The sequence below is a fragment of the Pseudomonas sp. MNR3A genome (assembly GCF_009650575.1).
Lineage (GTDB): Bacteria > Pseudomonadota > Gammaproteobacteria > Pseudomonadales > Pseudomonadaceae > Aquipseudomonas > Aquipseudomonas machongensis.
The window spans coordinates 112,046-132,502 of record NZ_VZZS01000029.1 but is presented as its reverse complement, the minus strand read 5'-3'; the positions used below and the strand labels follow the sequence as shown (position 1 = coordinate 132,502).

22 protein-coding genes are annotated in these 20,457 nt (G+C 63.8%); 13 read left to right on the top strand and 9 right to left on the bottom strand.

Annotated features, from left to right (window positions below):
- Window positions 1-45: 45 nt before the first annotated feature.
- Window positions 46-615 carry a GNAT family N-acetyltransferase gene (locus F6X62_RS19755; RefSeq protein WP_153774529.1) on the bottom strand — a complete coding sequence of 190 codons (570 nt, stop codon included), beginning with the start codon at window positions 613-615 and terminating at the stop codon, window positions 46-48.
- Window positions 616-807: 192 nt separating this feature from the next.
- Here F6X62_RS19755 and F6X62_RS19750 point away from each other — a divergent pair, with 192 nt between their 5' ends.
- From F6X62_RS19750 to F6X62_RS19740, 3 genes are all read left to right on the top strand, one after another.
- A complete protein-coding gene (locus F6X62_RS19750) occupies window positions 808-1,497 on the top strand; it encodes a histidine phosphatase family protein (protein ID WP_063542652.1) in 690 nt (229 codons plus the stop codon).
- Window positions 1,498-1,568: 71 nt separating this feature from the next.
- Complete coding sequence (locus F6X62_RS19745) at window positions 1,569-2,483, top strand: histone deacetylase (protein ID WP_054892850.1); 915 nt, start codon at window positions 1,569-1,571, stop codon at window positions 2,481-2,483.
- 148 nt (window positions 2,484-2,631) lie between these two features.
- Window positions 2,632-3,885, top strand: coding sequence for a TIGR03862 family flavoprotein (locus F6X62_RS19740; protein ID WP_153774477.1), 1,254 nt, complete (start codon window positions 2,632-2,634; stop codon window positions 3,883-3,885).
- 232 nt (window positions 3,886-4,117) lie between these two features.
- Here the strand turns inward: F6X62_RS19740 and F6X62_RS19735 are convergent, their stop codons facing one another.
- A complete protein-coding gene (locus F6X62_RS19735) occupies window positions 4,118-5,443 on the bottom strand; it encodes a DEAD/DEAH box helicase (protein WP_153774476.1) in 1,326 nt (441 codons plus the stop codon).
- A 104-nt stretch (window positions 5,444-5,547) separates the two neighbouring features.
- Window positions 5,548-6,444 carry a drug/metabolite exporter YedA gene (yedA, locus tag F6X62_RS19730; RefSeq protein WP_054892847.1) on the bottom strand — a complete coding sequence of 299 codons (897 nt, stop codon included), beginning with the start codon at window positions 6,442-6,444 and terminating at the stop codon, window positions 5,548-5,550.
- 155 nt (window positions 6,445-6,599) lie between these two features.
- Here yedA and F6X62_RS19725 point away from each other — a divergent pair, with 155 nt between their 5' ends.
- Window positions 6,600-7,058 (top strand): Lrp/AsnC family transcriptional regulator, encoded by a 459-nt coding sequence (locus F6X62_RS19725; RefSeq protein ID WP_054892846.1) that lies wholly within the window; start codon window positions 6,600-6,602, stop codon window positions 7,056-7,058.
- 10 nt (window positions 7,059-7,068) lie between these two features.
- Here F6X62_RS19725 and F6X62_RS19720 read toward each other — a convergent pair whose 3' ends face one another.
- On the bottom strand, window positions 7,069-7,548 hold the full coding sequence (locus F6X62_RS19720; RefSeq protein WP_054892845.1) for an NYN domain-containing protein: 480 nt from the start codon (window positions 7,546-7,548) through the stop codon (window positions 7,069-7,071).
- A 71-nt stretch (window positions 7,549-7,619) separates the two neighbouring features.
- A complete protein-coding gene (locus F6X62_RS19715) occupies window positions 7,620-8,357 on the bottom strand; it encodes a DUF2076 domain-containing protein (RefSeq protein ID WP_153774475.1) in 738 nt (245 codons plus the stop codon).
- A gap of 151 nt (window positions 8,358-8,508) precedes the next feature.
- Here F6X62_RS19715 and F6X62_RS19710 point away from each other — a divergent pair, with 151 nt between their 5' ends.
- Both F6X62_RS19710 and F6X62_RS19705 read left to right on the top strand, forming a co-directional pair.
- A complete protein-coding gene (locus F6X62_RS19710) occupies window positions 8,509-9,177 on the top strand; it encodes a YciC family protein (protein WP_153774474.1) in 669 nt (222 codons plus the stop codon).
- Window positions 9,178-9,297: 120 nt separating this feature from the next.
- Window positions 9,298-9,789, top strand: a complete 492-nt coding sequence (locus F6X62_RS19705) for a hypothetical protein (RefSeq protein ID WP_153774473.1) — start codon at window positions 9,298-9,300, stop codon at window positions 9,787-9,789.
- 134 nt (window positions 9,790-9,923) lie between these two features.
- On the opposite strand, the gene F6X62_RS19700 is transcribed toward F6X62_RS19705, so the two are convergent.
- Entirely contained in the window at window positions 9,924-10,472 is a 549-nt protein-coding gene (locus F6X62_RS19700) for a hypothetical protein (protein WP_153774472.1), read from the bottom strand.
- 117 nt (window positions 10,473-10,589) lie between these two features.
- On the bottom strand, window positions 10,590-12,026 hold the full coding sequence (locus F6X62_RS19695) for an HD domain-containing phosphohydrolase (protein ID WP_153774471.1): 1,437 nt from the start codon (window positions 12,024-12,026) through the stop codon (window positions 10,590-10,592).
- A 104-nt stretch (window positions 12,027-12,130) separates the two neighbouring features.
- Between F6X62_RS19695 and F6X62_RS19690 the strand changes: the two genes are divergently transcribed.
- The 3 genes from F6X62_RS19690 (at window position 12,131) to F6X62_RS19680 (ending at window position 14,390) form a co-directional block, all read left to right on the top strand.
- A complete protein-coding gene (locus F6X62_RS19690) occupies window positions 12,131-12,904 on the top strand; it encodes an alpha/beta fold hydrolase (RefSeq protein WP_054892840.1) in 774 nt (257 codons plus the stop codon).
- A gap of 194 nt (window positions 12,905-13,098) precedes the next feature.
- Window positions 13,099-13,605, top strand: a complete 507-nt coding sequence (locus F6X62_RS19685) for a hypothetical protein (protein ID WP_153774470.1) — start codon at window positions 13,099-13,101, stop codon at window positions 13,603-13,605.
- A gap of 233 nt (window positions 13,606-13,838) precedes the next feature.
- Window positions 13,839-14,390, top strand: a complete 552-nt coding sequence (locus F6X62_RS19680) for a hypothetical protein (RefSeq protein ID WP_153774469.1) — start codon at window positions 13,839-13,841, stop codon at window positions 14,388-14,390.
- Between the two features lie 26 nt (window positions 14,391-14,416).
- Here the strand turns inward: F6X62_RS19680 and hrpB are convergent, their stop codons facing one another.
- Window positions 14,417-16,951 carry an ATP-dependent helicase HrpB gene (gene hrpB, locus F6X62_RS19675; RefSeq protein ID WP_153774468.1) on the bottom strand — a complete coding sequence of 845 codons (2,535 nt, stop codon included), beginning with the start codon at window positions 16,949-16,951 and terminating at the stop codon, window positions 14,417-14,419.
- A gap of 119 nt (window positions 16,952-17,070) precedes the next feature.
- Here hrpB and F6X62_RS19670 point away from each other — a divergent pair, with 119 nt between their 5' ends.
- Window positions 17,071-17,490, top strand: coding sequence for a hypothetical protein (locus F6X62_RS19670; RefSeq protein WP_054892836.1), 420 nt, complete (start codon window positions 17,071-17,073; stop codon window positions 17,488-17,490).
- A gap of 25 nt (window positions 17,491-17,515) precedes the next feature.
- Window positions 17,516-18,385 carry a cation diffusion facilitator family transporter gene (locus F6X62_RS19665; RefSeq protein ID WP_153774467.1) on the top strand — a complete coding sequence of 290 codons (870 nt, stop codon included), beginning with the start codon at window positions 17,516-17,518 and terminating at the stop codon, window positions 18,383-18,385.
- A gap of 42 nt (window positions 18,386-18,427) precedes the next feature.
- Here F6X62_RS19665 and F6X62_RS19660 read toward each other — a convergent pair whose 3' ends face one another.
- Complete coding sequence (locus tag F6X62_RS19660) at window positions 18,428-19,267, bottom strand: DUF6515 family protein (protein WP_153774466.1); 840 nt, start codon at window positions 19,265-19,267, stop codon at window positions 18,428-18,430.
- A 404-nt stretch (window positions 19,268-19,671) separates the two neighbouring features.
- Here F6X62_RS19660 and F6X62_RS19655 point away from each other — a divergent pair, with 404 nt between their 5' ends.
- Together F6X62_RS19655 and F6X62_RS19650 are read left to right on the top strand one after the other, a co-directional pair.
- The gene (locus F6X62_RS19655; protein ID WP_016712159.1) at window positions 19,672-20,148 is read left to right on the top strand and encodes an Lrp/AsnC family transcriptional regulator; all 477 of its coding nucleotides are present in this window, start codon (window positions 19,672-19,674) and stop codon (window positions 20,146-20,148) included.
- Between the two features lie 54 nt (window positions 20,149-20,202).
- Entirely contained in the window at window positions 20,203-20,406 is a 204-nt protein-coding gene (locus F6X62_RS19650; RefSeq protein ID WP_013974331.1) for a DUF2788 domain-containing protein, read from the top strand.
- Window positions 20,407-20,457: the final 51 nt, after the last annotated feature.

Sequence of the window (20,457 nt, the reverse complement as noted above, 5' to 3'; positions counted from 1 at the left end):
CAAATCATACAGAATTTGTCATTGCCTCCGTGCATGGCGGCCCATTCAGGCATGCAGGGTTCGCTCCCAGCGCGGACGGTCGATGCGATACAGCACGTGCGGGCGCAGCGGGTGCCCCTCGGGCAGCCGAGGGTGGTCGAAGCTGCCTGCCTCGTCCTGAACCATGCCGATCGCCTGCATCACCTTCTGCGAGGGTACGTTGTCCTGAGTGGTGAACGACACCACCTCATCCAGGCGCAACTGGGCGAATGCGCAGCGCAGGCAGGTCCAGGCCGCCTCGCTGGCAAAGCCCTGGCCCCAGTGACGACGGGCCAGACGCCAACTGATCTCGACCGCCGGAGCGAAGGGTGCGTCGAAGTTGACGTTGAGCAATCCGGTCAGGCCAATGAAGGCACCACTGTCCATGCGCTCCAATGCCCATAGACCGTAGCCGTATTCGTTGAAATGACCACGGATGCGTCCGATCAGCGCGGCGGCCTCCAGACGCGTCAATGGCGCAGGAAAATGGCGCATCACCTGCGGGTCGGCGCACATCTCGGCGAACGCCTGCAAATCGTCGTCATGCCATTGGCGCAACACCAGGCGGGCGCTTTCGAGCTTGAGGATCGGGGTCATCGGGGTCATCGGGGCGGGCTCCAGGTTTTCAGTCCTGCAGTCTACAGATTAGGCGCCGGGGGCGCTTTTCACCTGCACCCCAGGCCCAATGCAATTTTCACAACGGCTTCACTCGGCGCAGACAGGCCGCTTCACAGAATGCCATCACCTGCCGCCGCCCTGTGCGCGGCCCTCTCTTGCCGGAGCCCGAGCATGCTGTCGAGCGACATCCTGGAAAACCTGGCCCTCCCCACCCGCCGCAAGCGACACCGACGTTCGCGCAAGGCTTGGGCCGCCGGCCTCGCCCTGGTGCTGGCCGCGGCCGGATTGATGCTGTGGTCGTCAACGAGGACGCACATCGTGAACCTTGGCAATGAACGACAATTGAACGCCAGCGGCCTGTTGCAGAAGTGGGCCGAAGGCAGCGTGATCGTGATGATTCGCCACGCCGAGCGCTGCGACAGCGCGCCCGGCCCTTGCCTGGACGACCCCACCGGAATCACCGTCTCCGGCAGCCAGGCCGCGCAGCGTGTAGGAGAAGGGTTGCAACGCCTTGGGCTGGACGGCGCCGACCTGCTCAGCAGCCCGAAGCTGCGCACCCGACAGACCGCGCACTTCATCGTCGGCGACACGGTCACCAGCGAGGACTGGCTCGAAGGCTGCGAAAGCGGCTTCGCAGGCCAGGCCATGGCGCACAAGCGTGCAGGGCATAATCTTGTGCTGGTGACTCACAACGGCTGCGTCGATCACTTCCAGCGCACGCTCAAGGTTGCCCCGGGCGAACGCGAAAGTGGCTACGCCAGCGCGCTGTTCGTGTCGGTCGATGGCAGCGGCAAGGCGCGCATCCTCGGGCGCATGAACGAGCCGGACTGGCGACGAGTGCTGGCGTCGGCACAACGCTGATGAGTGTTTGAGTTGCGTGGCATTCCGGCCCGCTGGCAAGATCAACGCTGCCTCCAGCCGCGATCCTGCCCATGCCCCTGCCGCTGATCTACCACGAAGACTACAGCCCCGAGTTCCCGCCGGAACACCGTTTCCCCATGGACAAGTTCCGCCTGCTGCACGATCACCTGATCGACAGCGGGCTGACCACCGACCAGGCCTTGCTGCGCCCCGAACTCTGCCCCAACGACATCCTTGCCCTGGCCCATGACCGCGCCTACATCGAGCGCTACATGAACGGCGAGCTCTCACGCGAAGACCAGCGCCGTCTGGGGCTGCCCTGGAGCGAGGCACTGGCACGGCGGACCGTGCGCGCCGTCGGCGGTTCGCTGCTGACCGCCGAGATGGCCCTGCGTCACGGTATCGCCTGCCACCTGGCCGGCGGCACCCACCACGCCCATTACGACCACCCGGCCGGGTTCTGCATCTTCAACGACCTGGCGGTGATCAGCCACTACCTGCTCGCAGCCGGACGCGTACACCGCGTGCTGATCTTCGACTGCGACGTGCACCAGGGCGACGGCACCGCACGCATCCTTCACGACACACCAGAGGCAATCACCGTGTCGTTGCACTGCGAGCAGAATTTCCCGGCACGCAAGGCCCAGAGCGATTGGGACATCCCTTTGCCGCGCGGCATGGACGATGCGGCGTACCTGAAGGTGGTAAACGATGCGCTGAACTACCTGCTGCCGCTCTACCAGCCCGACCTTGTGCTGTACGACGCCGGTGTCGACGTGCACAAGGACGACGCCCTGGGTTATCTGCAACTGACCGATGCGGGCGTCGCCGCCCGCGACGAAGCGGTACTGCGCCACTGCCTTGGCCGTGATATCCCGGTGGTCGGGGTGATCGGCGGCGGTTACAGCAAGGACCGGGAGGCGCTGGCTCGGCGTCACGGCATCCTTCATCACACCGCGGCGCGGGTCCTGGGTTACACACAATGACTGTGGAACCGCTTGTGGATAACCTGCGAGAAAGCCCCTGGAGCCCTTTAACTGCCTGACCTGCAAAGATTTGTTCATTTTTTGAACAGTATCTGCGCAGGCACCGCTGGGGTAGAATGCCGACTCTTTTCCACAGCCTGCCGCCACCATGACCGATTCCCACACCACCTCCCCTCCCCTCGTCGCCGTGATCGGCGGCGGCCCCGCCGGCCTGATGGCTGCCGAGGTTCTGGCTCAGGCCGGCGTGGCGGTCGAGGTGTTCGATGCGATGCCATCGGTGGGGCGCAAGTTCCTGCTGGCGGGCGTCGGCGGCATGAACATCACCCACTCCGAACCCTACCCAGCCTTCATCGGTCGCTATGGCGAACGCCGCGAAGCCATCGACGCGCTGCTGCGTGATTTCGATGCCGACGCCCTGCGCCAGTGGATCCACGGCCTGGGCATCGACACCTTCGTCGGCACCTCGGGGCGGGTCTTCCCCACGGACATGAAAGCGGCGCCGCTGCTGCGCGCCTGGCTCAAACGCCTGCGCGATTCCGGCGTGGTTATCCACACCCGGCACCGCTGGCTTGGCTGGGACACGGAAGGCGCACTGCGAATCGGTTATCCACAGGGCGAACGCCTGGTACAGGCCACTGCCGTGGTCTTGGCACTGGGCGGCGGCAGTTGGGCGCGCCTGGGCTCGGACGGCAGCTGGGTGCCACTGCTGGCCGAGCGCGCTGTGGATATCTCGCCATTGCGCCCGAGCAACTGTGGTTTCGAAGTCCAGGCCTGGAGCGACCTGCTCAAGGACAAGTTCGCCGGCGCGCCGCTGAAAAACATCGCCCTGAGCGTACGTGGCAGTGCCCCGCGCAAGGGCGAGTTCATCCTCACCGCCCAAGGCGTGGAAGGCAGCCTGGTGTACGCCTGGTCGGCGGCGCTCCGCGCCAGTATCGAGCGCAACGGACGCGCCACCTTGCTGCTCGACCTGCTGCCGGATCGCCCTGTGGATAAAATCGCTCAGGCCCTGGCCAAGCCCCGTGGCTCCCGCTCGATGGCCAAGCACCTGCATGGGCAGCTCGGCATCGACGGTGTGAAAGCCGCGCTGCTGCGCGAGCTGACCGACCAGGCCACCTTTGCCGACCCCGTGCGCCTGGCCCAGGCAATCAAGGCGCTGCCGATCGAACTGGTGCGCACGCGGCCGCTGGATGAGGCGATCAGCAGTGCCGGTGGCGTGCGTTTCGAGGCGATGGACGAGGGCTTGATGATCAAGCAACTACCCGGAGTATTCTGCGCCGGCGAGATGCTGGACTGGGAAGCACCGACCGGGGGCTACCTGCTGACGGCGTGCTTTGCCAGCGGACTACGGGCCGGACGGGCGGCGCTGGAGTGGTTGTCCGAGCGTAAGGCGGCCTCCCTGTAGGAGCCACTCTCTTGTTCGAAACCTAAAGGCTAGCCCAATCCCTGTGGGTGCAGCTGTCTTGTTCAAAATCTAAAGGCCAACCCAATCCCCTGTGGGAGCGGCGGTTCGGCGCTCCGACTTGTCCCGCGAACACGGGCGTAGCCCGTGCCAGGCAGCGCGGTGTCTTTTTCGCGGGTAAACCCGCTCCCACAGGGATTGGGCTGGCTTTCAGATTTTTGAACAAGACTCTGCACTAGGGTTTGCGCTTGCGTGGCCCGCTGTTGAAGCTCGGCACCTTGCGCACCGGCTTGACCGTCGGTGCCGAATCTTCCGAGCTGTCCATCCACTTGCCCAGCCCGCGCTTGGCACTGTTCTCTTTGGGTTTCTTGGGCTTTTTCGGCTTTTTCAGCACCTGGCCGCTGGCATCGGTCATCGGCACCCGGTGGTCGGGGATGAAGTCCAACTCTTCATGACGCGGCAACGTCTGGCGGATCAGGACCTCGATCGCGGACAGCAGTTGCACCTCGTCGGCACACACCAGGGAAATCGCCTCGCCCTTGTTACCCGCTCGCCCGGTACGACCGATGCGGTGCACGTAATCCTCGGCAACGATCGGCAGGTCTAGGTTGACCACCAGCGGCAGGTCGTCGATATCGATGCCGCGAGCAGCGACGTCAGTCGCCACCAGCACCTGGATTTCACGCGCCTTGAAGGTATCCAGCGCCCGCTGACGGGTCGCCTGTGGACGATCGCCATGGATGCCATCGGCATTGACCCCCTCGGCCAGCAGCCGCTCGACCAGTTGATCGACGCCGTTGCGGGTCTTGGCGAACACCAGCACCTGCTTCCAGCGCTGCTTGCGCATCAGGTGGCAGAACAGGTCGGCCTTTCGCTTCTTGTCTACCGGCACCAGCCATTGCTTGACGGTGGTGGCGGCGGCGTTGCGCGGGCTGACTTCGATACTCAGCGGATCGTTCAGGGCCAGGCCGGCGAGCAGGCGGATCTGGTCGGAGAACGTCGCCGAGAACAGCAAGGTCTGGCGCTTGCGTGGCAAGGCGGCGTACACGGCCTGCAGCTCTTCGGCAAAGCCCAGGTCGAGCATGCGGTCGGCTTCGTCGAGCACCAAGGTTTGCACCTGGCCGAACTTCACCGCGTTCTGGCGGAACAGATCGAGCAGGCGGCCCGGCGTGGCCACCAGCAGGTCGACGCCACGGCGCAGGCGCATCATCTGCGGATTGAGGCTGACGCCGCCGTACACCGCGTAGGTGCTCAACGGCAGGTGCTCGGCGTATTCACGGATATTGGCGTGCACCTGCTCGGCCAGCTCGCGGGTTGGCACCAGCACCAACGCGCGGATCGAATTGCTGGCCACCTTCTCACCCTCGAGCGCCAGGCGTTGCAACACCGGCAAGGCGAAACCGGCGGTCTTGCCGGTACCGGTCTGGGCTGCGGCCATCAGGTCGCGCCCTGCCAGCACGGCGGGGATGGCCTGGGCCTGAATCGGGGTCGGGGTGGAATAGTCCCGCTGCTGCAGGGTGCGCAGCAGGGGTTCGATCAGGCCGAGTTTGGCGAAATTCATGGTGATACCGTCAGGGGGTTCAGCGAAGGCGGCAGTTTACCGCAAGCCCCCTGGTGTTGCGCTGGCTTTGACGCCCGCTGCCCCACAACGGATGCACCTGCTCCTCAGGCCACCTGCCGTGGCGCGCGCCGCCACTGTGGCAGCCCAATCAACACCACCGCTCCGACGATCACGCCCATCGCCAGGCATTCCTCGGCGCCGATCCGTTCACCAGCAAAGGCAATCCCGAGCAATACCGCCACCACCGGGTTGACGTACGCGTAGCTGGTCGCGGCCGCCGGCCGCACATGCTTGAGCAGGTACATGTACGAGCTGAAGGCCACGATCGAGCCGAAGAAGATCAGATAGGCCAGTGCCCCCCAACCCGCCGCCGTCGGCATCTGGGTCAGGCGTTCACCGCTCAGGGCGCTGCCGATCAACAACGCAGCACCGCCCACCAGCATCTCGGCAGCACTGGCCATGGCGCCCTGGGGCAAGGGCAGGTTCTTGCTCCACACCGAGCCGAAAGCCCAGGCCGCCGCTGCGAACAGGATCAACGCTGCCCCCATGGGGCTGGCCTGCAGGTTCGAACCGAGGTTGAGCAAGCCGATACCGGCAAGCCCGAGGAAAATCCCCGCCCATTCCAGACGCGAATTGCGATGACCGAACAACAGCCCGAACAGCAACGTGAACAACGGCACCGTGGCCACCGCCAGCGCTGCAACGCCCGATGCCACGCCGGCATGCTCGGCCAGGGTCACGCCACCGTTGCCGCAACTGAGCAACAGAAACCCGATCGCCCCCGCCGCCCGCCATTGCGCCCAGGTGGGAGCCGGCACACCGCGCCAGCGCAGGAAGCCATACAACAGGCTGCCGGCAATGACAAAACGTACCCCAGCCATCAGCAACGGCGGCCAGGATTCGACACCGATGCGAATGGCCAGGTAGGTAGACCCCCAGACCAGGTAGAGGGCAATGAAGGCGCCGATCAGCAGCCAGGGGAAACGACGGGAGGCAGGCATGACAAAAGACTCGAAATCCGTTTACGGGTGACTTAGTTTAGGAAGGCGCTCCCGTAAACATAAGTTACAAAACACGTTTAATAGGCCCATACACTTTGCAATGAACGGTAATTCGCCTGTTTTCCCGTTGATTGCACATTCGCAACGAGAGACCCATGGACAAGTACGATCGCATGCTGCTCGCCGCCCTGCTCGAAGACGGTCGCGCCACCTATGCCCAGCTCGCCCGTCAGGTCAACCTGTCGGCGCCTGCGGTGGCCGAGCGAGTCGCCAAACTCGAGGCCAGCGGAGTGATCACTGGCTACGCCGCCAAGGTCGACCTGGAAAAGATCGGCCTGCCGATCCAGTGCATCATCGAACTGCGCCTGGCCAGCCACGGCAACCAGCAGGCCTATGACGCCCTGGCGCGCATCCCCCAGCTCACCGAATGCCACCGGGTCACGGGCGACCCGTGCGTGATCATGCAGGCGGCAGTGGGTTCGATGCATGAGCTGGAGGCGCTGATCAACCAGGTGTCGCAACTGGGGTTCAGCAAGACGTCGATCATCCTGTCCAGCGCGGTGGAGCGCCGGGTGCCGCTGGATCACTTGCAGGGCAACGGCAGGAAGGGGTGAGTGCGCCCGTTCAGTGACGCAGCAGCAAATCACCCTCGATCGGTACATAGCGCGTGGCTGCGCGAATCAACGACAGCGCCGTGAGCCCTGGCGCGCCGTAGACCACCGTCTCGACGCCATGGCGCAGCATCACCCGCTCGAGCAACTGGTCGAAGTCACCATCGCCGGAGGCCAGTACGACCTGATCGACCCGGCTGGCGGCCTCATACACGTCCAGGGTGATGCCCACATCCCAATCCCCCTTGGCCGAGCCGTCGCTGCGCTGGATGTAGGGTTTGAGGCGCACCTCGAAACCGAGGTTGCGCAGGATCTGCTGAAATTGCTGCTGCTTGCTGTCACCCCGGTCGATGGCATAGGCCACGGCCTCGACGATGGCGCCATCGCGGCTGACCTGGGACCAGAGGGCACTGTAATTGAAGTGACAACCATGGGCCTGGCGCACGGTGTAGTAGAGGTTCTGCACATCCGCGAACAGCGCGATCTTTTTCACCTGGTGGCCCCGGGATAAAGGCGAAAGGGGCGCAGTGCGCCCCCGGGAATCCCGCGATTATGCCAGACGCGTCAGACGAAGGTGTCGTCATCGTCCGAGAAGAAACCACCGCCGCCGCTGTCGTAGTCGTTGTCCACGAAGCCGCCCTGATCATTGCCCCAACCGTCGTTGTCGGCAACCTGGCGCTGGTTGTCCTGATCATTCCAGCCGCCATTGTCGCTGGCCGGCGCCGGCTCTTCACGGATCACCTCGACTACCTCGTTGGGTTGCGAGTTATGGCTGAACAAGCTGCTGATACCTTGCGCCAGCAGTACACCGCCCGCCACGCCCGCTGCGGTCTGCATGGCGCCCCCGAGGAAGCTGCTCGCACCACTGCGCGCCGGGGCCGCAGCGAAACCTTGCGGTTGCGCCTGGGGCTGTGGGGCATAGGCCTGGGGCGCAGGCTCGCGCCAGCCACCAGAACCGGAGGCAGGGGGCGGCGCGACCGGACGCTGAGGCTCCGGGCTACGCGCGCTGCTGCCAAAGATGCTCGACAGGAAGCCACCGCTGGCCTTTGGCGCCTCTTGCTGGGCCTGGGCGCGGGCTTGTCTGAGCTCGGCCTCGAGTTGCTTGTTCTGCTCGTCGAGCTTCTTGATCGCCGCCTCCTGGACCAGAATCGCCTGGGCCATGTAGTACGGCGCCGCAGGCTGCTGGCGCAGATGCTCCTCGATCCGCGCCTGGGCCTGGGCATCGCGCGGCTGCTGGGGATCCTCGGCCTGCTTGATGCGGCCGAACAGACCGTCGATCAGGGTTTGTTCTTCAGTGTTCATGGGCTACCTCTTGGGCCATGCGGAACATCGGACAAGGTCAAAGATGGGGCGTGCCTGGGCAGGATTCAATTACAGGGCCGATGAAACTTTTTTCAGCATCGCCCGCTCCTGGGCTAAAGTGACGCACTGCTTTTTCCTGCGATATAGACCGATGAACCCGCTGACGATCCTGCGCGACTCTCTCTACTTCTTCCGCCGCCACTTCACCAGCATCCTGCAGTTGTGCCTGCCGCTGGTGGTGCTGGAAGCCCTGTTCAGCCAATTGCTGTACCGCCAGTTGGGTGACGACGCCTCGCCGGCCTACGGCATGCTTGTCAGCCTGCTGTTCTACCCGCTGTACAGCGCCGCGCTGATCCTCTACCTGGATACCCGCAGCAACGGCCAACAGATCAGCAAGCGCAACCTGTTCGCTCGCGCCGTGCAGTTGTGGCCGGCGCTGGCCCTGCTGATCCTGATCAGCTCGCTGCTGATCATGGCGGGCCTGGCGCTGTTCATCTTCCCGGGCGTATGGATCATGATCAACCTGGTGTTCGCCGAGTACCTGCTGGTCCTGCGTGGCCTACCCGTCATGCAGTCGATGCGCGAGAGCGCACGCATGACCACCGGGCACTTCATGCGCATCCTGATCTGCGTGCTGTCGGTGCTCGCACCGCTATGGCTGCTCGATGGCCTGCTGCTGATGGCCTTCCCAGAGCCGCAGCCAGGCGCGCAACTGGTGCTGGACAGCCTCAGTGGCTTCCTGCAGTTGTTCAGCAGTGTGGTGCTGTACCGCTTGTTCATGCTGTTGGAGAGCGAGGCCGGCGCCGCTGCGGGAAACTGAAAGCTGTGCGGGATGACGGCAACGCTCTGGAAAGCGTTCGCGGTGCCCTGCCCAACGTATTGCATCGACACTCCTGAACGACGCCCGACAGTCGCGGGCCACCCTCAGGAGCTGCATGCAATGGGTATGACAACAGATTCCGCAACCGAGCTACAGCGTGACTTCAAAGCCACGCTCTTCTGGATGAAGGGGGACGTGCTCGTCCCGATCAGGCGGAGCAAAACGACGGATAAATTCACCTGGGGCGTAGTTCCGGGGGACGACTGGCTGCAGGCGGGAGGTGACCAACCTTCCCTGATTCTGGACTTCGAGTTTCATTCCAAGACCGAAGACCGCCTGCACTACATGATCAGCAGGTCGAGCGGATTCAGCAGGCTTGGGCGAAGCGTCGGCGGCTATCTCGGGCTCTATCAGGTCAGCGAGGTGACCGACTACTGGAAACTCGAACCGTTGCGGCACGCGCCCAATGGCTGGGTCTGCCGCTTGCGTGATCACGAAGGGCATGGCGTGAAGACCTGGCAGGACGACCCCCATTTCGATAACTTCACCTACCACTTCCTGAACACCTACGAAGGGAACGACGCCGAGTTCCTCGTGGTTCCCACAAACTGAACCCCAGCGCTTACAACAACGCGAGGGTCAGTGCCTTGAGCGTTGCGGCGGCGCGGGTACTGCAGCCGTGATACGTGGAGTCATACCTCAGCGACTCCACTGATCACCATCCCACGGCACGATTGCCCTGATGCTTACCCGACAGGCGTCACGAAAAACTCGCTCACCCCTTCAGCGAACGTGTTCAGGTGGTCGACATATCCGCCCGCAGCACCAACGTATCGCCCAGCCGACTCAGGGTACTCGCCAACGGTGGCCCTGTTGCCATCGTGGTCACGCAGGAAGCAACGCAGCCGCTTTCCATCCCACTCCAGCGGTTGCAGCTTCCAGGGGTTCTTGGCATCGGCGCTGACATACATCCCCAGATAACCTTTGTCACTGCGCGCGATCTTCTTCGCGCTTCGGTCCGAGGTGCCCCAGATGTGGTAGTAAATCCGGTTGGGCTCCTGTTTGTGAAACTTGAACTTGAAGATCCTGCGGGCATCGTCGAATACCGCATTGCGATTTCCCAGCACCAGCCAATCCCAAAGCGTGGAATCGAACTGGTTGGCATAGTCTTCCCGCTGACTCAGCACAACGGGATAGGTGACGCCGTTGTGGATCACATCCAGGGTGCAGTTCACGAGTGTCAGATTGCTGAACGACATTAAGTCGTCGTTGGTCACTTTTTCGATATTTTTCACCGGTTTCTCCCAAGCATTGATGTCAGATGGCTGAAGTCTTCAGCGCTGTCACTTTCTTGGTAAACCGGTCGCGCCCATAAGGCTGTAATGCTTCCAGCAAACGCGCTTTGCCTTGTGTCAGATCAAGCCAAGCGTCAGGGCTTTCAAGGTGGCTGCAGCGCGCGTGGTGCATTCGAGCTTGCGGAAGGTACTCTCGACATGGGTGCGCACAGTACTGGGACTGATGCCCAGCAACCGCGCGACCTCCTTGTTGCTGTGACCCAGGCTGATCTGGCGCAGCACCTCGCTTTCGCGTTCACTCAACAGTCCACCGCCCCCTTTGGCTGCCGGCAGCTTGCGCTCCCCGCGCGCGGCAGCGAACACGGCTTCACAACACTGCAGGTCGAAGCGCCCCTGTTGCGCCTCCTGCCTGAGCAACTGCTCGGCCTCCTGCTGGCCAAGCGCCGCTCGCCATGGACGCTCGGCCCGCAGCGCCTGCCAGGCGAGCGCCACGGCCAGCAAGCGCTGCTCCGGCGCGAGGGCATCACCCTCCACGCCACGAAAATAACCACTGCCATCGAGACGCTCGTAGGCGTGTGCGGCAAGCCTGCCCGCACGCTGCAATGTCGGTACCTGCGCGCAAGCGCGCTGAGTCCAGTAGGGCACCAGGCGAATCTGCTCGCGGTCGCCTTCAAGCAATGTTCCTGGCAGGTTCCATACCCGGTTCGGCACCGCGGCGCGGCCGATGCCATGCACCAGCGCAGCCTGCCTCAGCACGTCCTGCAGCGCCGCCGACATGCCCATCAGCCCGGCGGCGTCATGCACCAGCGCAGCCGCACCACGCGAATAGCCCGCAAGCCAGGTCAGCTTGAGGTCGATGACATCGGCGACCAGGGTCAAAGGCACATCGGAGCAAGCTGTATTCGAGGCCGTCGCTTGTTCAGCCTCCTGCAAGTCATGCAACCAGTCCGCCGCCTGACACCGCAGCTCCCTCACCAGGCTGCGCGGGTACCGCTGGTCGGCCTGCCCCTCGATCCAGGCCAGCGCAGCCTCGAGACCCCGCGCTCGCGAAAGGATCTCCAGGTCACCTGCCAGCACCACCTGATAGACCACCTCAGGCACCTGTGGATGACGCAGGCCGGATGGACGACCGCTACCGTCGAAATGCTCGAACACGTGCCGCAGCCCCTGCTCCACTGGCGCGCCCAGTCCAAGAGCAACTGCAACCTCGCCAGCCACCTCGCAGTGCACGCGCGCCAGCGGCCCGGTCTGCAGCATCGCCCGCTGCCCGGCGGCGTCGAGGGTCTGCGCGAGCATGGCTTGACGCCCCCCCACGTCGTCCCCGAGCAGGCGGGTGAAATCTTCGGCATTGGCAGTGCACCCGGACCAGCGCAACAGTGCGACATCAGCGGCCACCTGCAGGTGGTCGCCCTCGCCCATGCAGGCGTGCGCGAGCCTGCGCGCCAGCTGCGCCGTGCGGCGCGACTGATCGATAGGCTGGCCCATGCTCAGGTCACCCACCATCGACAAGGCGAGGATGGCGTCTTCCAGGGGGATGCAGTCGGCAACAGGCATGAGCGGTCCACAATTCGGGTGAGTTGGAGGCTCGGTCATTCGACCGATACCCGTGCAGGCAGATCCTACCGAGAATACAGCCATCACTCACAGGAGACCGCGCCATGTTCCGATTCAAAACGCTTGCCACCGCAATAGCAATGACTGCCTCGATCTTCACCCTCGGCAGCAGCTTCGCCGACACCGCCAAGCCGTCGGTGGTCATCGTCCACGGTGCCTTCGCCGACGGCTCGGACTGGGCCAAGGTCGTGCCGCTGCTGCAGGCCCAGGGCATCAAGGTCACGGTGGTGCAGAACCCGCTGACCTCGCTGGCCGAGGACGTCGCCGCGACCCGGCGCGTGCTGAACAACCAGCAAGGGGACGTGGTCCTGGTCGGCCACTCCTGGGGCGGCACGGTGATCAGCCAGGCAGGTACTGACGCCCACGTCCGCGGGCTGGTCTATGTGGCGGCATTCGCACCCGATGCCGGCCAGGCCAGCAAGGACCTGGGCCAGGGCTACCCGACCCCACCCGGCATCAGCCAGATCGCGGCCGACGGCAACGGCTACCTGTACCTGACGCCCCAAGGCATGGCCACCGATTTCGCCCAGGACCTGCCCAAGGCCCAGACCGACATCATGACCGCCACCCAGGGCCCGATCCGCGCCTCGGCCTTCGAGGACCGCACCAGCGCTGCTGCCTGGAGCAGCAAACCGTCCTGGTACGTGGTTGCAGGTCAGGACCGCATGATCGACCCAGGCCTGCAACGCGCCTTCGCCAAGAAGCTGGGCGCACAGACCACCGAGCTGGGCACCAGCCACGTACCCCAGCAATCGCAGCCTGCAGAGGTGGCAAAGGTGATCATCAAGGCCGTCGACAAGGTCGCCAGCACCCGCTGAACGATGGGCGGGCCGGACACCTCCGCCCGCCGTCGGTGACACCCACTGGGCTGGAGCCGTGCAAGGTCGGGAAAGCCTTCGCTCTCCCGCCCTTGGCTCCAGCTATCCAGACTGATGCCCGCAACGAATCTGACTCGAACGCGCCATGACCCGACCACGCGCAGGCTGGCGCCATCCTATTGCGGAGCACCTCAATGACAGACACCCCCGAAACCTCCAACTGGGCCCTGAACGCACAGGTATTTCTCGGCAGGATTCATGCGATTGACCCTTCCGGGCGCCGTAGAGCCCTCTATCCCAGCCTGTTTACCGACGCCGAGGGAGCAAGCATCGGCGGACAAAGCGATTGGCTGGTTGCGGGGAACGAGCATCCTGCCTGCGTAATGCGTTTCCTGCTTCATTCCACAACGCCCAACCGCCTGAACTTCATGATCATGGGCAACGCCGAGCATCAGGACAAGAAGCTCGGCGTCAGCCGCAATGGCTACCTGGGGTTCTACCGCTATGCCTCGGTCGTGGACTATTTCAAGCTTGAGCCCCTGCAGTGGGCCCAGGACAGTCTGTTGTGCCGCTGGCGAGATCATCTTGGCCATCAGGTCAAAGCCCGCAGCGAAGCCCCGGAAGCTTCGGCGCGGTTCAGTTACATGAATGTCCAGATGGGCAACCCCCTGACCTTCCTGGTTGAGCGCATCGCGCAGTGATGCCTGAGGGGGTCGAACGGCTGACGGCCCAGGGCGATGCACGGGGTAGCTGCCAGGGCAGCAAATTGCGCAGGATCGACGGCAGGTCGAGCTGGGCGAGTCAGTGACCTGCGCGACATGCTTCACCGTTATAGGAACGCTTTCACGCTGCTGCTATCGGTGAAGCAACTGCAGAGTCGAAGGTGTGTATCCGTTCCGGACACGCCCCCAACTCCGCAGGAGATTAAAGACCCATGATCAATGAAGAAATCAAGGCAGTTCTTGCCGCCCCCACCATCGAAGACTTCAACGCCAGAATTTACCTGTTGCAAAACGAAGAAAAGGTGCCGTTACGCTTCAGCCGCCCCAACGAACACCTTGCTTGGGGTGTATTCAACGAAGCGAACTGGCTTCAAGCGGGCGGCATGGGTCAATCACCCTTGTTTTCGATGAAGTTCCTTTCCAAAACACCCGACCGCCTCTGGTTCAAGCTGATGGCCACAGGTTACGGCGACAACCTTGGACACCTGGGCTTCAGCAAAAATGGTTATCTGGGACTTTATGACTACAACAGCACAACCTATCCCTGGAAGATCGAGCTACTGGATTGGGCAGACGGCTACATGCGCTGCCATCTTAGAGACCATCGCGGCATTCGCGTAGGAGTCTGTAGCGAACATACGGAAATCGAGGGGCACAAGATGCACTATCTGAGCATTCGAGACACCCAACCTGCCGAGTTCGTGATCCATAAGGTGGATGTGCCGGGTATGGTTGAAGGCACGTCCTGGCTACACGTGTATTGAAACGCCTCAACGCATCGTCGCCTAGCTCAAGTACCCCTTGGTTTGGCGCGGGCAGTGGCCTGCGCGACCAAAGGGTCATCTGGCCAGAAATGCTTGGGATACCTGCCCTTCAAATCCTTCTTCACCTCGAGGTAGGTCGAGCGCCAGAAGTTCGCCAGGTCCTGGGTCACCTGGACCGGGCGCCGGGCTGGGGACAGCAGGTGCAGCTTGAGCACTTGCCTGCCGTTGGCAATGCGTGGCGTGTCGGCCTGCCCGAACAACTCCTGAAGTCGAACGGCAAGCACGGGTGGGCGCTCGCTGTAGTCGATACGAATACTGGATCCTGAGGGTACCGCCATCGTCTGGGGTGCCTGGGCATCCAGTTGCTGCGGCAGCGGCCAGGGCAGGAGATTGCGCAGGATCGAAGACAGATCGAGCAGGGCGAAATGGCTGAGCCGGGCCACCTTGCCGACATAAGGGCCCAACCATTCGTCCAATGATTGCAGCAACGTCTCATCCCGCAGGTCGGGCCATTGGCCGACGACACCCGCTTCCTCATCCAGTACCCGCAGCAGCTCCACCCGTGCCTGCCACTGACGAAGATCAGGCGTCCAGGGCAGAAGCTCCAGGCCTTTGCGTCGAACATAGTCGAGCAGCGCCTGCACGCGTGCCTCATCGCTCAGAGACGCCAGGGGCATGCGCGACAGCACGAGCTCGCCAACCTTGGTTTGTCGTTCGGCGCGCAGGGCGCCCTCTCGCTCATCCCAGTCGAGCGCGTCCACCGTACGGACCTGCTCTTTCAGGACGGTGTCGAACAGCGCCGCGTCGAGATCGGCGGCCAGATAGATCCGCTCCTCCCGCTGGCCCTGTCGGCTGCCCAGGTCCGCGATGGCCAGCCAGGTGTGCTTCATCAAGGCGTCCGGCTCGGTGAACATCGCTGCCCGGCCATTGGCCAGGCGATATTCGGTCCCGCCATCACGTCGCTGCTGGGCGACACGGTCGGGATAAGCCAGCGCGAGCAGGCAGCCCACCCAACGTGGATGATGAGGATCGGCGACGGCTCGCGACACAGGACCACGCAGGTAGGATCGATACTGCCTGGAAAGTTGCCTGGCGCGCTGGGCGCCTCCCTGCTCACCGCGCTGGGCACGTTGCTCACCGCTGAGAATGGCCAGCCGGCTGTGCAGGTCAGCGCCCGCGCCACGCTGTATATCCCGCTCTCCCAGCAAGGCCGCGATAGTGCACGCGGTCTCGGCCAGCCCCAGCTCGTGACCTCGCAGCAGAAGATGCGCAATTCGAGGATGGCTCGGCAGCTCGGCCATCGCCTGACCGTGCCGGGTCAGTTGCCCGTCCGCCTGGAGCGCGCCAAGGCGGCGCAGCAAGTCGTTGGCCTGTGCGTACGCAGCCGCAGGGGGTGCATCGAGCCACGCCAGCTCATTCGGCTGGACACCCCACTTGGCCAACTGCAGCGCCAGCCCGGTCAGGTCCGCCTGCTGGATTTCGGCGGTGGCGAAGCCTGCCATCTGATCGTGCTGCGCTTCGGACCACAAGCGATAGCAAACGCCGGGCTCCAGCCGCCCGGCACGCCCTGCCCGCTGGGTAGCGCTGGCCCTGGAGATCCGCTGGGTATCCAGACGAGTCATGCCGCTGCGTGGGTCGAAGCGCGGAACACGCTCAAGCCCGGCATCGATGACCACCCGCACGCCATCGATGGTGACGCTGGTCTCGGCAATGTTGGTGGCCAGCACCACTTTGCGCATCCCCGGTGGCGCTGGGTCGATCGCGGCCCGTTGCTGGTTCAGGTCGAGCTCTCCATGCAACGGGCAAAGCAACGTATTGCGCTTCAGGGATGGGGAGGCATCGAGGCTGTCCTGAAGCCCTGTCAGGACGCGACGGATTTCAGCCTGGCCCGGCAGGAACACCAGCAGGCTTCCCGATTGCTCGGCCAGCGCATCGAGACAGGTGCTGATCACTCGCGGCTCGATGTACTCGCCGGCTTGCTGCGGCTTGCCCCAGATCGTCGTGACCGGGAACATCCGCCCCTCGCTGGTGATGATCGGAGCGTCATTCAGGAGGCGCGACAGCCTTTCTCCTTCGAGGGTCGCCGACATGAGCAGCACTTTGAGCGCCGTATCGTCCCGGAACAGTTCACGACCATTGAGCGTGAGCGCCAAGGCAAGGTCAGCATCGAGGTTTCTCAGGTGGAATTCATCGAAGATCACCAGCCCCACGCCCTCCAACGCCGGATCGGCCTGCAGGCGGCGGGTGAGGATGCCTTCGGTGACCACTTCGATGCGGGTATCCGGCCCGACCTTGCTGTCCAGCCGGATGCGATAGCCGACCGTCTCACCGACCTTTTCCCCCAACTCGCTGGCCATGCGCTCGGCGGCAGCGCGGGCCGCGAGACGACGCGGCTCGAGCATGACGATACGCTGTCCGGCCAGCCATGGCTCGTCGAGCAGCGCCAAGGGCACACGGGTCGTCTTGCCCGCGCCAGGCGGTGCCTCGAGCACGGCTTCGTGGCGTTCGGCCAGGGCCTGACGCAGGGCGGGCGAGACAGCATCGATCGGTAAAGAATTCATGGTGGTCCTCAAGCTGGCGAGCGAGTATAACGGCGAACCGAGACCGCTTCGTCATGGTCTGAGCATCAGGTGCGGACGTTTTTGCCCGACCTCCTGCAGTCACCTTTCCGGAGATTCACATGCGCATCCATTCCCGCGTCATCGGTGGCGCCCTCATCGCTGCCCTGCTGACCCAACTGACGGCCTGCGGCACCATCCTCTATCCCGACCGTCGCGGCCAGATCGAAGGCAAGATCGATCCGGTAGTCGCCGTCATGGACGCAATCGGCATCCTCTTCTACGTCATCCCAGGCCTGATTGCCTTCGGTGTCGACTTCGCCACGGGCGCCATCTACTACCCTGGCGGCAAGACCGCCCAGGTCGACCCGGCCAAGCTCAAGCCTGCGGTCGATGCCGATGGCAAGATCGATAATCTCAAGCTGCAGGCTATTCTCGAAAGCGAACTGGGCCAGCGCCTGCCCCTGAACGATCCGCGGCTGATCCAGCACCGTGGCAGCGTTGAACAGCTGGCCGCCTTCGGCCTGGTCCCGGCCGCCTGAGCGACACCGGAATGACACGCCACGCATGACTGCCACCGCCGAACATCAACGCCTGCTGCGCCTGGCCACCCGTGCTTCGCTGACGGTAGCCAGCATTCTCGTCCTGGCCAAGGCCATTGCCTGGTGGCTGAGCGGCTCGGTGAGCCTGCTCGCGGGCCTGACCGATTCGGCGCTCGATGCCGTCGCCTCCTTCCTCAACCTGCTGGCGGTGCATTACGCCCTGCGCCCGGCCGACGACGATCACCGCTTCGGCCACGGCAAGGCCGAGGCCCTGGCCGGTATGGCCCAGGCGCTGTTCATTGCGGTCAGTGCGGTATTGATCGGATTCCAGGCGGTGGAGCGCCTGCAGACGCCACAGCCGCTGGGCGACACGGGCGCGGGCATTGCGGTGATGCTGCTGTCGCTGGCGTTGACCGTGGCGCTGCTGGCATTCCAGCGCAAGGTCATCCGCATCACCGGCTCCACTGCGGTACGTGCCGACTCGCTGCATTACCGCTCCGACCTGCTGCTCAACGGCAGCATCCTGCTCGCCCTGCTGCTGGCCGGCTTTGGCTGGCCACAACTGGATGCGCTATTCGGCCTGGGGATCGCGCTGTACATCCTCTGGAGCGCCCTGCAGATTGCCCGCGAGAGTACCTCGATCCTCATGGACCAGGAGCTGCCCGCCGACATTGGCGAACGCATGCAGGAACTGGCCCTGGCCATTCCCGGCGTCAAGGGGGTGCACGACCTGCGTACCCGGGTGTCAGGCAGCCATTGGTTCGTCCAGTTGCACCTGGAACTGCCCGGCGCACTGCCGCTGCATGAAGCCCATGCCCTGTGCGTAAAGGCATCGGAGGCGATCCGCGAGCGTTATCCGCGCGCAGATGTCATGGTGCACGCCGATCCTGTCTAGCGGCGAGAGCACATTTGCTCTGCCTCCCCTGAGCCTCGCTCCTCAGTTGACGCTGTACCCCCGACCGCTCAGGCACGCTGCCAGCGAGCGGCGATAGCCGTTGGCTACATTGGCCGGTGGCGCATAGGTGGCCGTGGCCGGATCGAACCCGGACTGGCTGACGGCCCAGCGATGGCATTGGTAACGATCCTGCTCCTGCTGCTCCGGGCCCTGTCCGTTCGCCGGATAGGCGACGACGTCATAGCCATTGTCCGTCTGAGGCTGGGGTTGCGGTGCATACGCCGGGGCGGACGGATTGACCACCACGTACTCCTGGCTGTCGGGCTGATACTGGTAGTAGGTATCGGCTACCAGGAAGTAGAGTAATCCGCTCAACCACACTTCCTGGGCGTAGGGAGGCAGGTAGTTCACCCGCACGCCATACGGCGGGCGCACCACGATGTAGCCGCCGCTATGCGGGCGGTACCAGTAGCCGCCTGAATAGAAGTAGTCCTGACCGCGGTAAGGCACTTTCCAGTAACGGTCCGGGAAACGGTCCGTGGTGTAGCCAGGGCGGTATTGCGGCCCCGGCCCCCAGCCATTGCCATGGCCGTCGGGTCGGCCCCGCCAGTCACCGCCCGGGCGCTGGCCAGGGCCGCCCGCCTCCCAGTGGCGGATATCGCCGTTGCGGCGCGGAATGTCCTGATAGTAGCCCTGGCGCGGTGGCTGGGTCTGGCGCACTTCGTCACGGGAGTTGAGTGGCGAGCTACCTTGGGCTGGACCGTTGGGCTCCTGCTGGCCACCCCAGCCACGCCCGTCGCCCGGCCCCTGGGCCAGCGCCCCGAGGCTGATGCCCATGCCCAGCAAACCAACACCCGCCCAATGCCAGATGCGTGACCTCATGCTCGTCCTCTCGATAACCACAGCGCTTGATGGCAGCAGTCTAACCTGAGGCAGAGGCAGGCAGATGAAATCCCCCCAGGCACACGAGCAATAAAAAAGGGAGGCCATTGGCCTCCCTTCAGGAATTGTCGTCCGTGCTCGACGCTTGTGGCGTCGGCTCACCTCACAGTGTCTTCTGGACGCTGTGCAGCCCGGGGGCCAGGCGATCCGGTTGGATGGCTGGCCGCGACCGCCCGCCTAGGGCGCGTCGCCGTGGACTTGAGTCCGGGCAGTGATTCTGTTGATAAAGATAGAGGAATGGGTGCGGCAGAGGATTGCGAAGATTGCTCTGATAAATAGCACTTGCGCAATTTTTCACTCAGGATTGATAATTCGCCGCAATCTGAACAGAAAAGGCATTCTTGATGAGCAAGCTCGACCGCTACGACCTGAGCATTCTTGCCGAATTGCAGCGCGATGCACGCATTTCCAACCAGGAACTGGCCGAGCGTATCGGCCTGTCCCCCTCGCCCTGCTCCCGGCGGGTCAAGCAGCTCGAAGACGACGGCTATATCTCGCGCCAGGTGGCCCTGCTGGACCGCAAGAAGCTCGGCCTGAGCCTCACCGCCTACGTGCTGATCGGCATGGACCGCCACACCCCCGAGCGTTTCGAAACCTTCGAAGCCGCCATTCGCAACCTGCCCCAGGTGCTCGAGTGCAGCCTGGTGACTGGGATGGACGCCGACTACCAGCTCAAGGTGGTGGTACCGGACATGGACCACTATCAGAAATTATTGCTCGGCAGCCTGACCCGTATCGAAGGCGTCACCAGCGTGCGTTCGAGCTTCGTGCTCAACCAGGTACTGGCCAGTACCGAGATGCCATTGACCCACCTCCGTTAAAACCTGCGATACCCGGCGTATGATCGGGTCTTCAGACTGCCTGGAGCTTTAAAGATGGATCCCGCCGTTTTCGAAGAATGGATGATGATCATCCTGGTCACCGTGCTGATCGGGTTCATGGGCTTCATCGTCTGGGACCTGGCGAAAAAATCCAAGGCCGGGCGCTTCGGCACGCTGATCCTGTTCTTCGTGCTGGGGTTGGGGGTGCTGGCCTTCATCATCAAGAGCGTGGTGGTGGGGTTTCTCGAAGGGGTGTAGCGCAGGCCAGACCCAATCGCGGGACAAGCCCGCGATTGCGCCAGAGCAGCC

Bases quoted from the DNA above. Each gene is read 5' to 3' on its own strand.
- F6X62_RS19750 (WP_063542652.1), top strand. From the start codon at position 808: ATGCTGTCGAGCGACATCCTGGAAAACCTGGCCCTCCCCACCCGCCGC.
- F6X62_RS19695 (WP_153774471.1), bottom strand. From the start codon at position 12,026: ATGCCTGTTGCCGACTGCATCCCCCTGGAAGACGCCATCCTCGCCTTG.
- F6X62_RS19670 (WP_054892836.1), top strand. From the start codon at position 17,071: ATGCGCATCCATTCCCGCGTCATCGGTGGCGCCCTCATCGCTGCCCTG.
- F6X62_RS19655 (WP_016712159.1), top strand. From the start codon at position 19,672: ATGAGCAAGCTCGACCGCTACGACCTGAGCATTCTTGCCGAATTGCAG.
- F6X62_RS19685 (WP_153774470.1), top strand. From the start codon at position 13,099: ATGACAGACACCCCCGAAACCTCCAACTGGGCCCTGAACGCACAGGTA.
- F6X62_RS19660 (WP_153774466.1), bottom strand. From the start codon at position 19,267: ATGAGGTCACGCATCTGGCATTGGGCGGGTGTTGGTTTGCTGGGCATG.
- F6X62_RS19650 (WP_013974331.1), top strand. From the start codon at position 20,203: ATGGATCCCGCCGTTTTCGAAGAATGGATGATGATCATCCTGGTCACC.
- F6X62_RS19755 (WP_153774529.1), bottom strand. From the start codon at position 615: ATGACCCCGATCCTCAAGCTCGAAAGCGCCCGCCTGGTGTTGCGCCAA.
- F6X62_RS19745 (WP_054892850.1), top strand. From the start codon at position 1,569: ATGCCCCTGCCGCTGATCTACCACGAAGACTACAGCCCCGAGTTCCCG.
- F6X62_RS19740 (WP_153774477.1), top strand. From the start codon at position 2,632: ATGACCGATTCCCACACCACCTCCCCTCCCCTCGTCGCCGTGATCGGC.
- F6X62_RS19705 (WP_153774473.1), top strand. From the start codon at position 9,298: ATGGGTATGACAACAGATTCCGCAACCGAGCTACAGCGTGACTTCAAA.
- F6X62_RS19680 (WP_153774469.1), top strand. From the start codon at position 13,839: ATGATCAATGAAGAAATCAAGGCAGTTCTTGCCGCCCCCACCATCGAA.
- F6X62_RS19725 (WP_054892846.1), top strand. From the start codon at position 6,600: ATGGACAAGTACGATCGCATGCTGCTCGCCGCCCTGCTCGAAGACGGT.
- yedA (WP_054892847.1), bottom strand. From the start codon at position 6,444: ATGCCTGCCTCCCGTCGTTTCCCCTGGCTGCTGATCGGCGCCTTCATT.
- F6X62_RS19715 (WP_153774475.1), bottom strand. From the start codon at position 8,357: ATGAACACTGAAGAACAAACCCTGATCGACGGTCTGTTCGGCCGCATC.
- F6X62_RS19665 (WP_153774467.1), top strand. From the start codon at position 17,516: ATGACTGCCACCGCCGAACATCAACGCCTGCTGCGCCTGGCCACCCGT.
- F6X62_RS19735 (WP_153774476.1), bottom strand. From the start codon at position 5,443: ATGAATTTCGCCAAACTCGGCCTGATCGAACCCCTGCTGCGCACCCTG.
- F6X62_RS19710 (WP_153774474.1), top strand. From the start codon at position 8,509: ATGAACCCGCTGACGATCCTGCGCGACTCTCTCTACTTCTTCCGCCGC.
- hrpB (WP_153774468.1), bottom strand. From the start codon at position 16,951: ATGAATTCTTTACCGATCGATGCTGTCTCGCCCGCCCTGCGTCAGGCC.
- F6X62_RS19690 (WP_054892840.1), top strand. From the start codon at position 12,131: ATGTTCCGATTCAAAACGCTTGCCACCGCAATAGCAATGACTGCCTCG.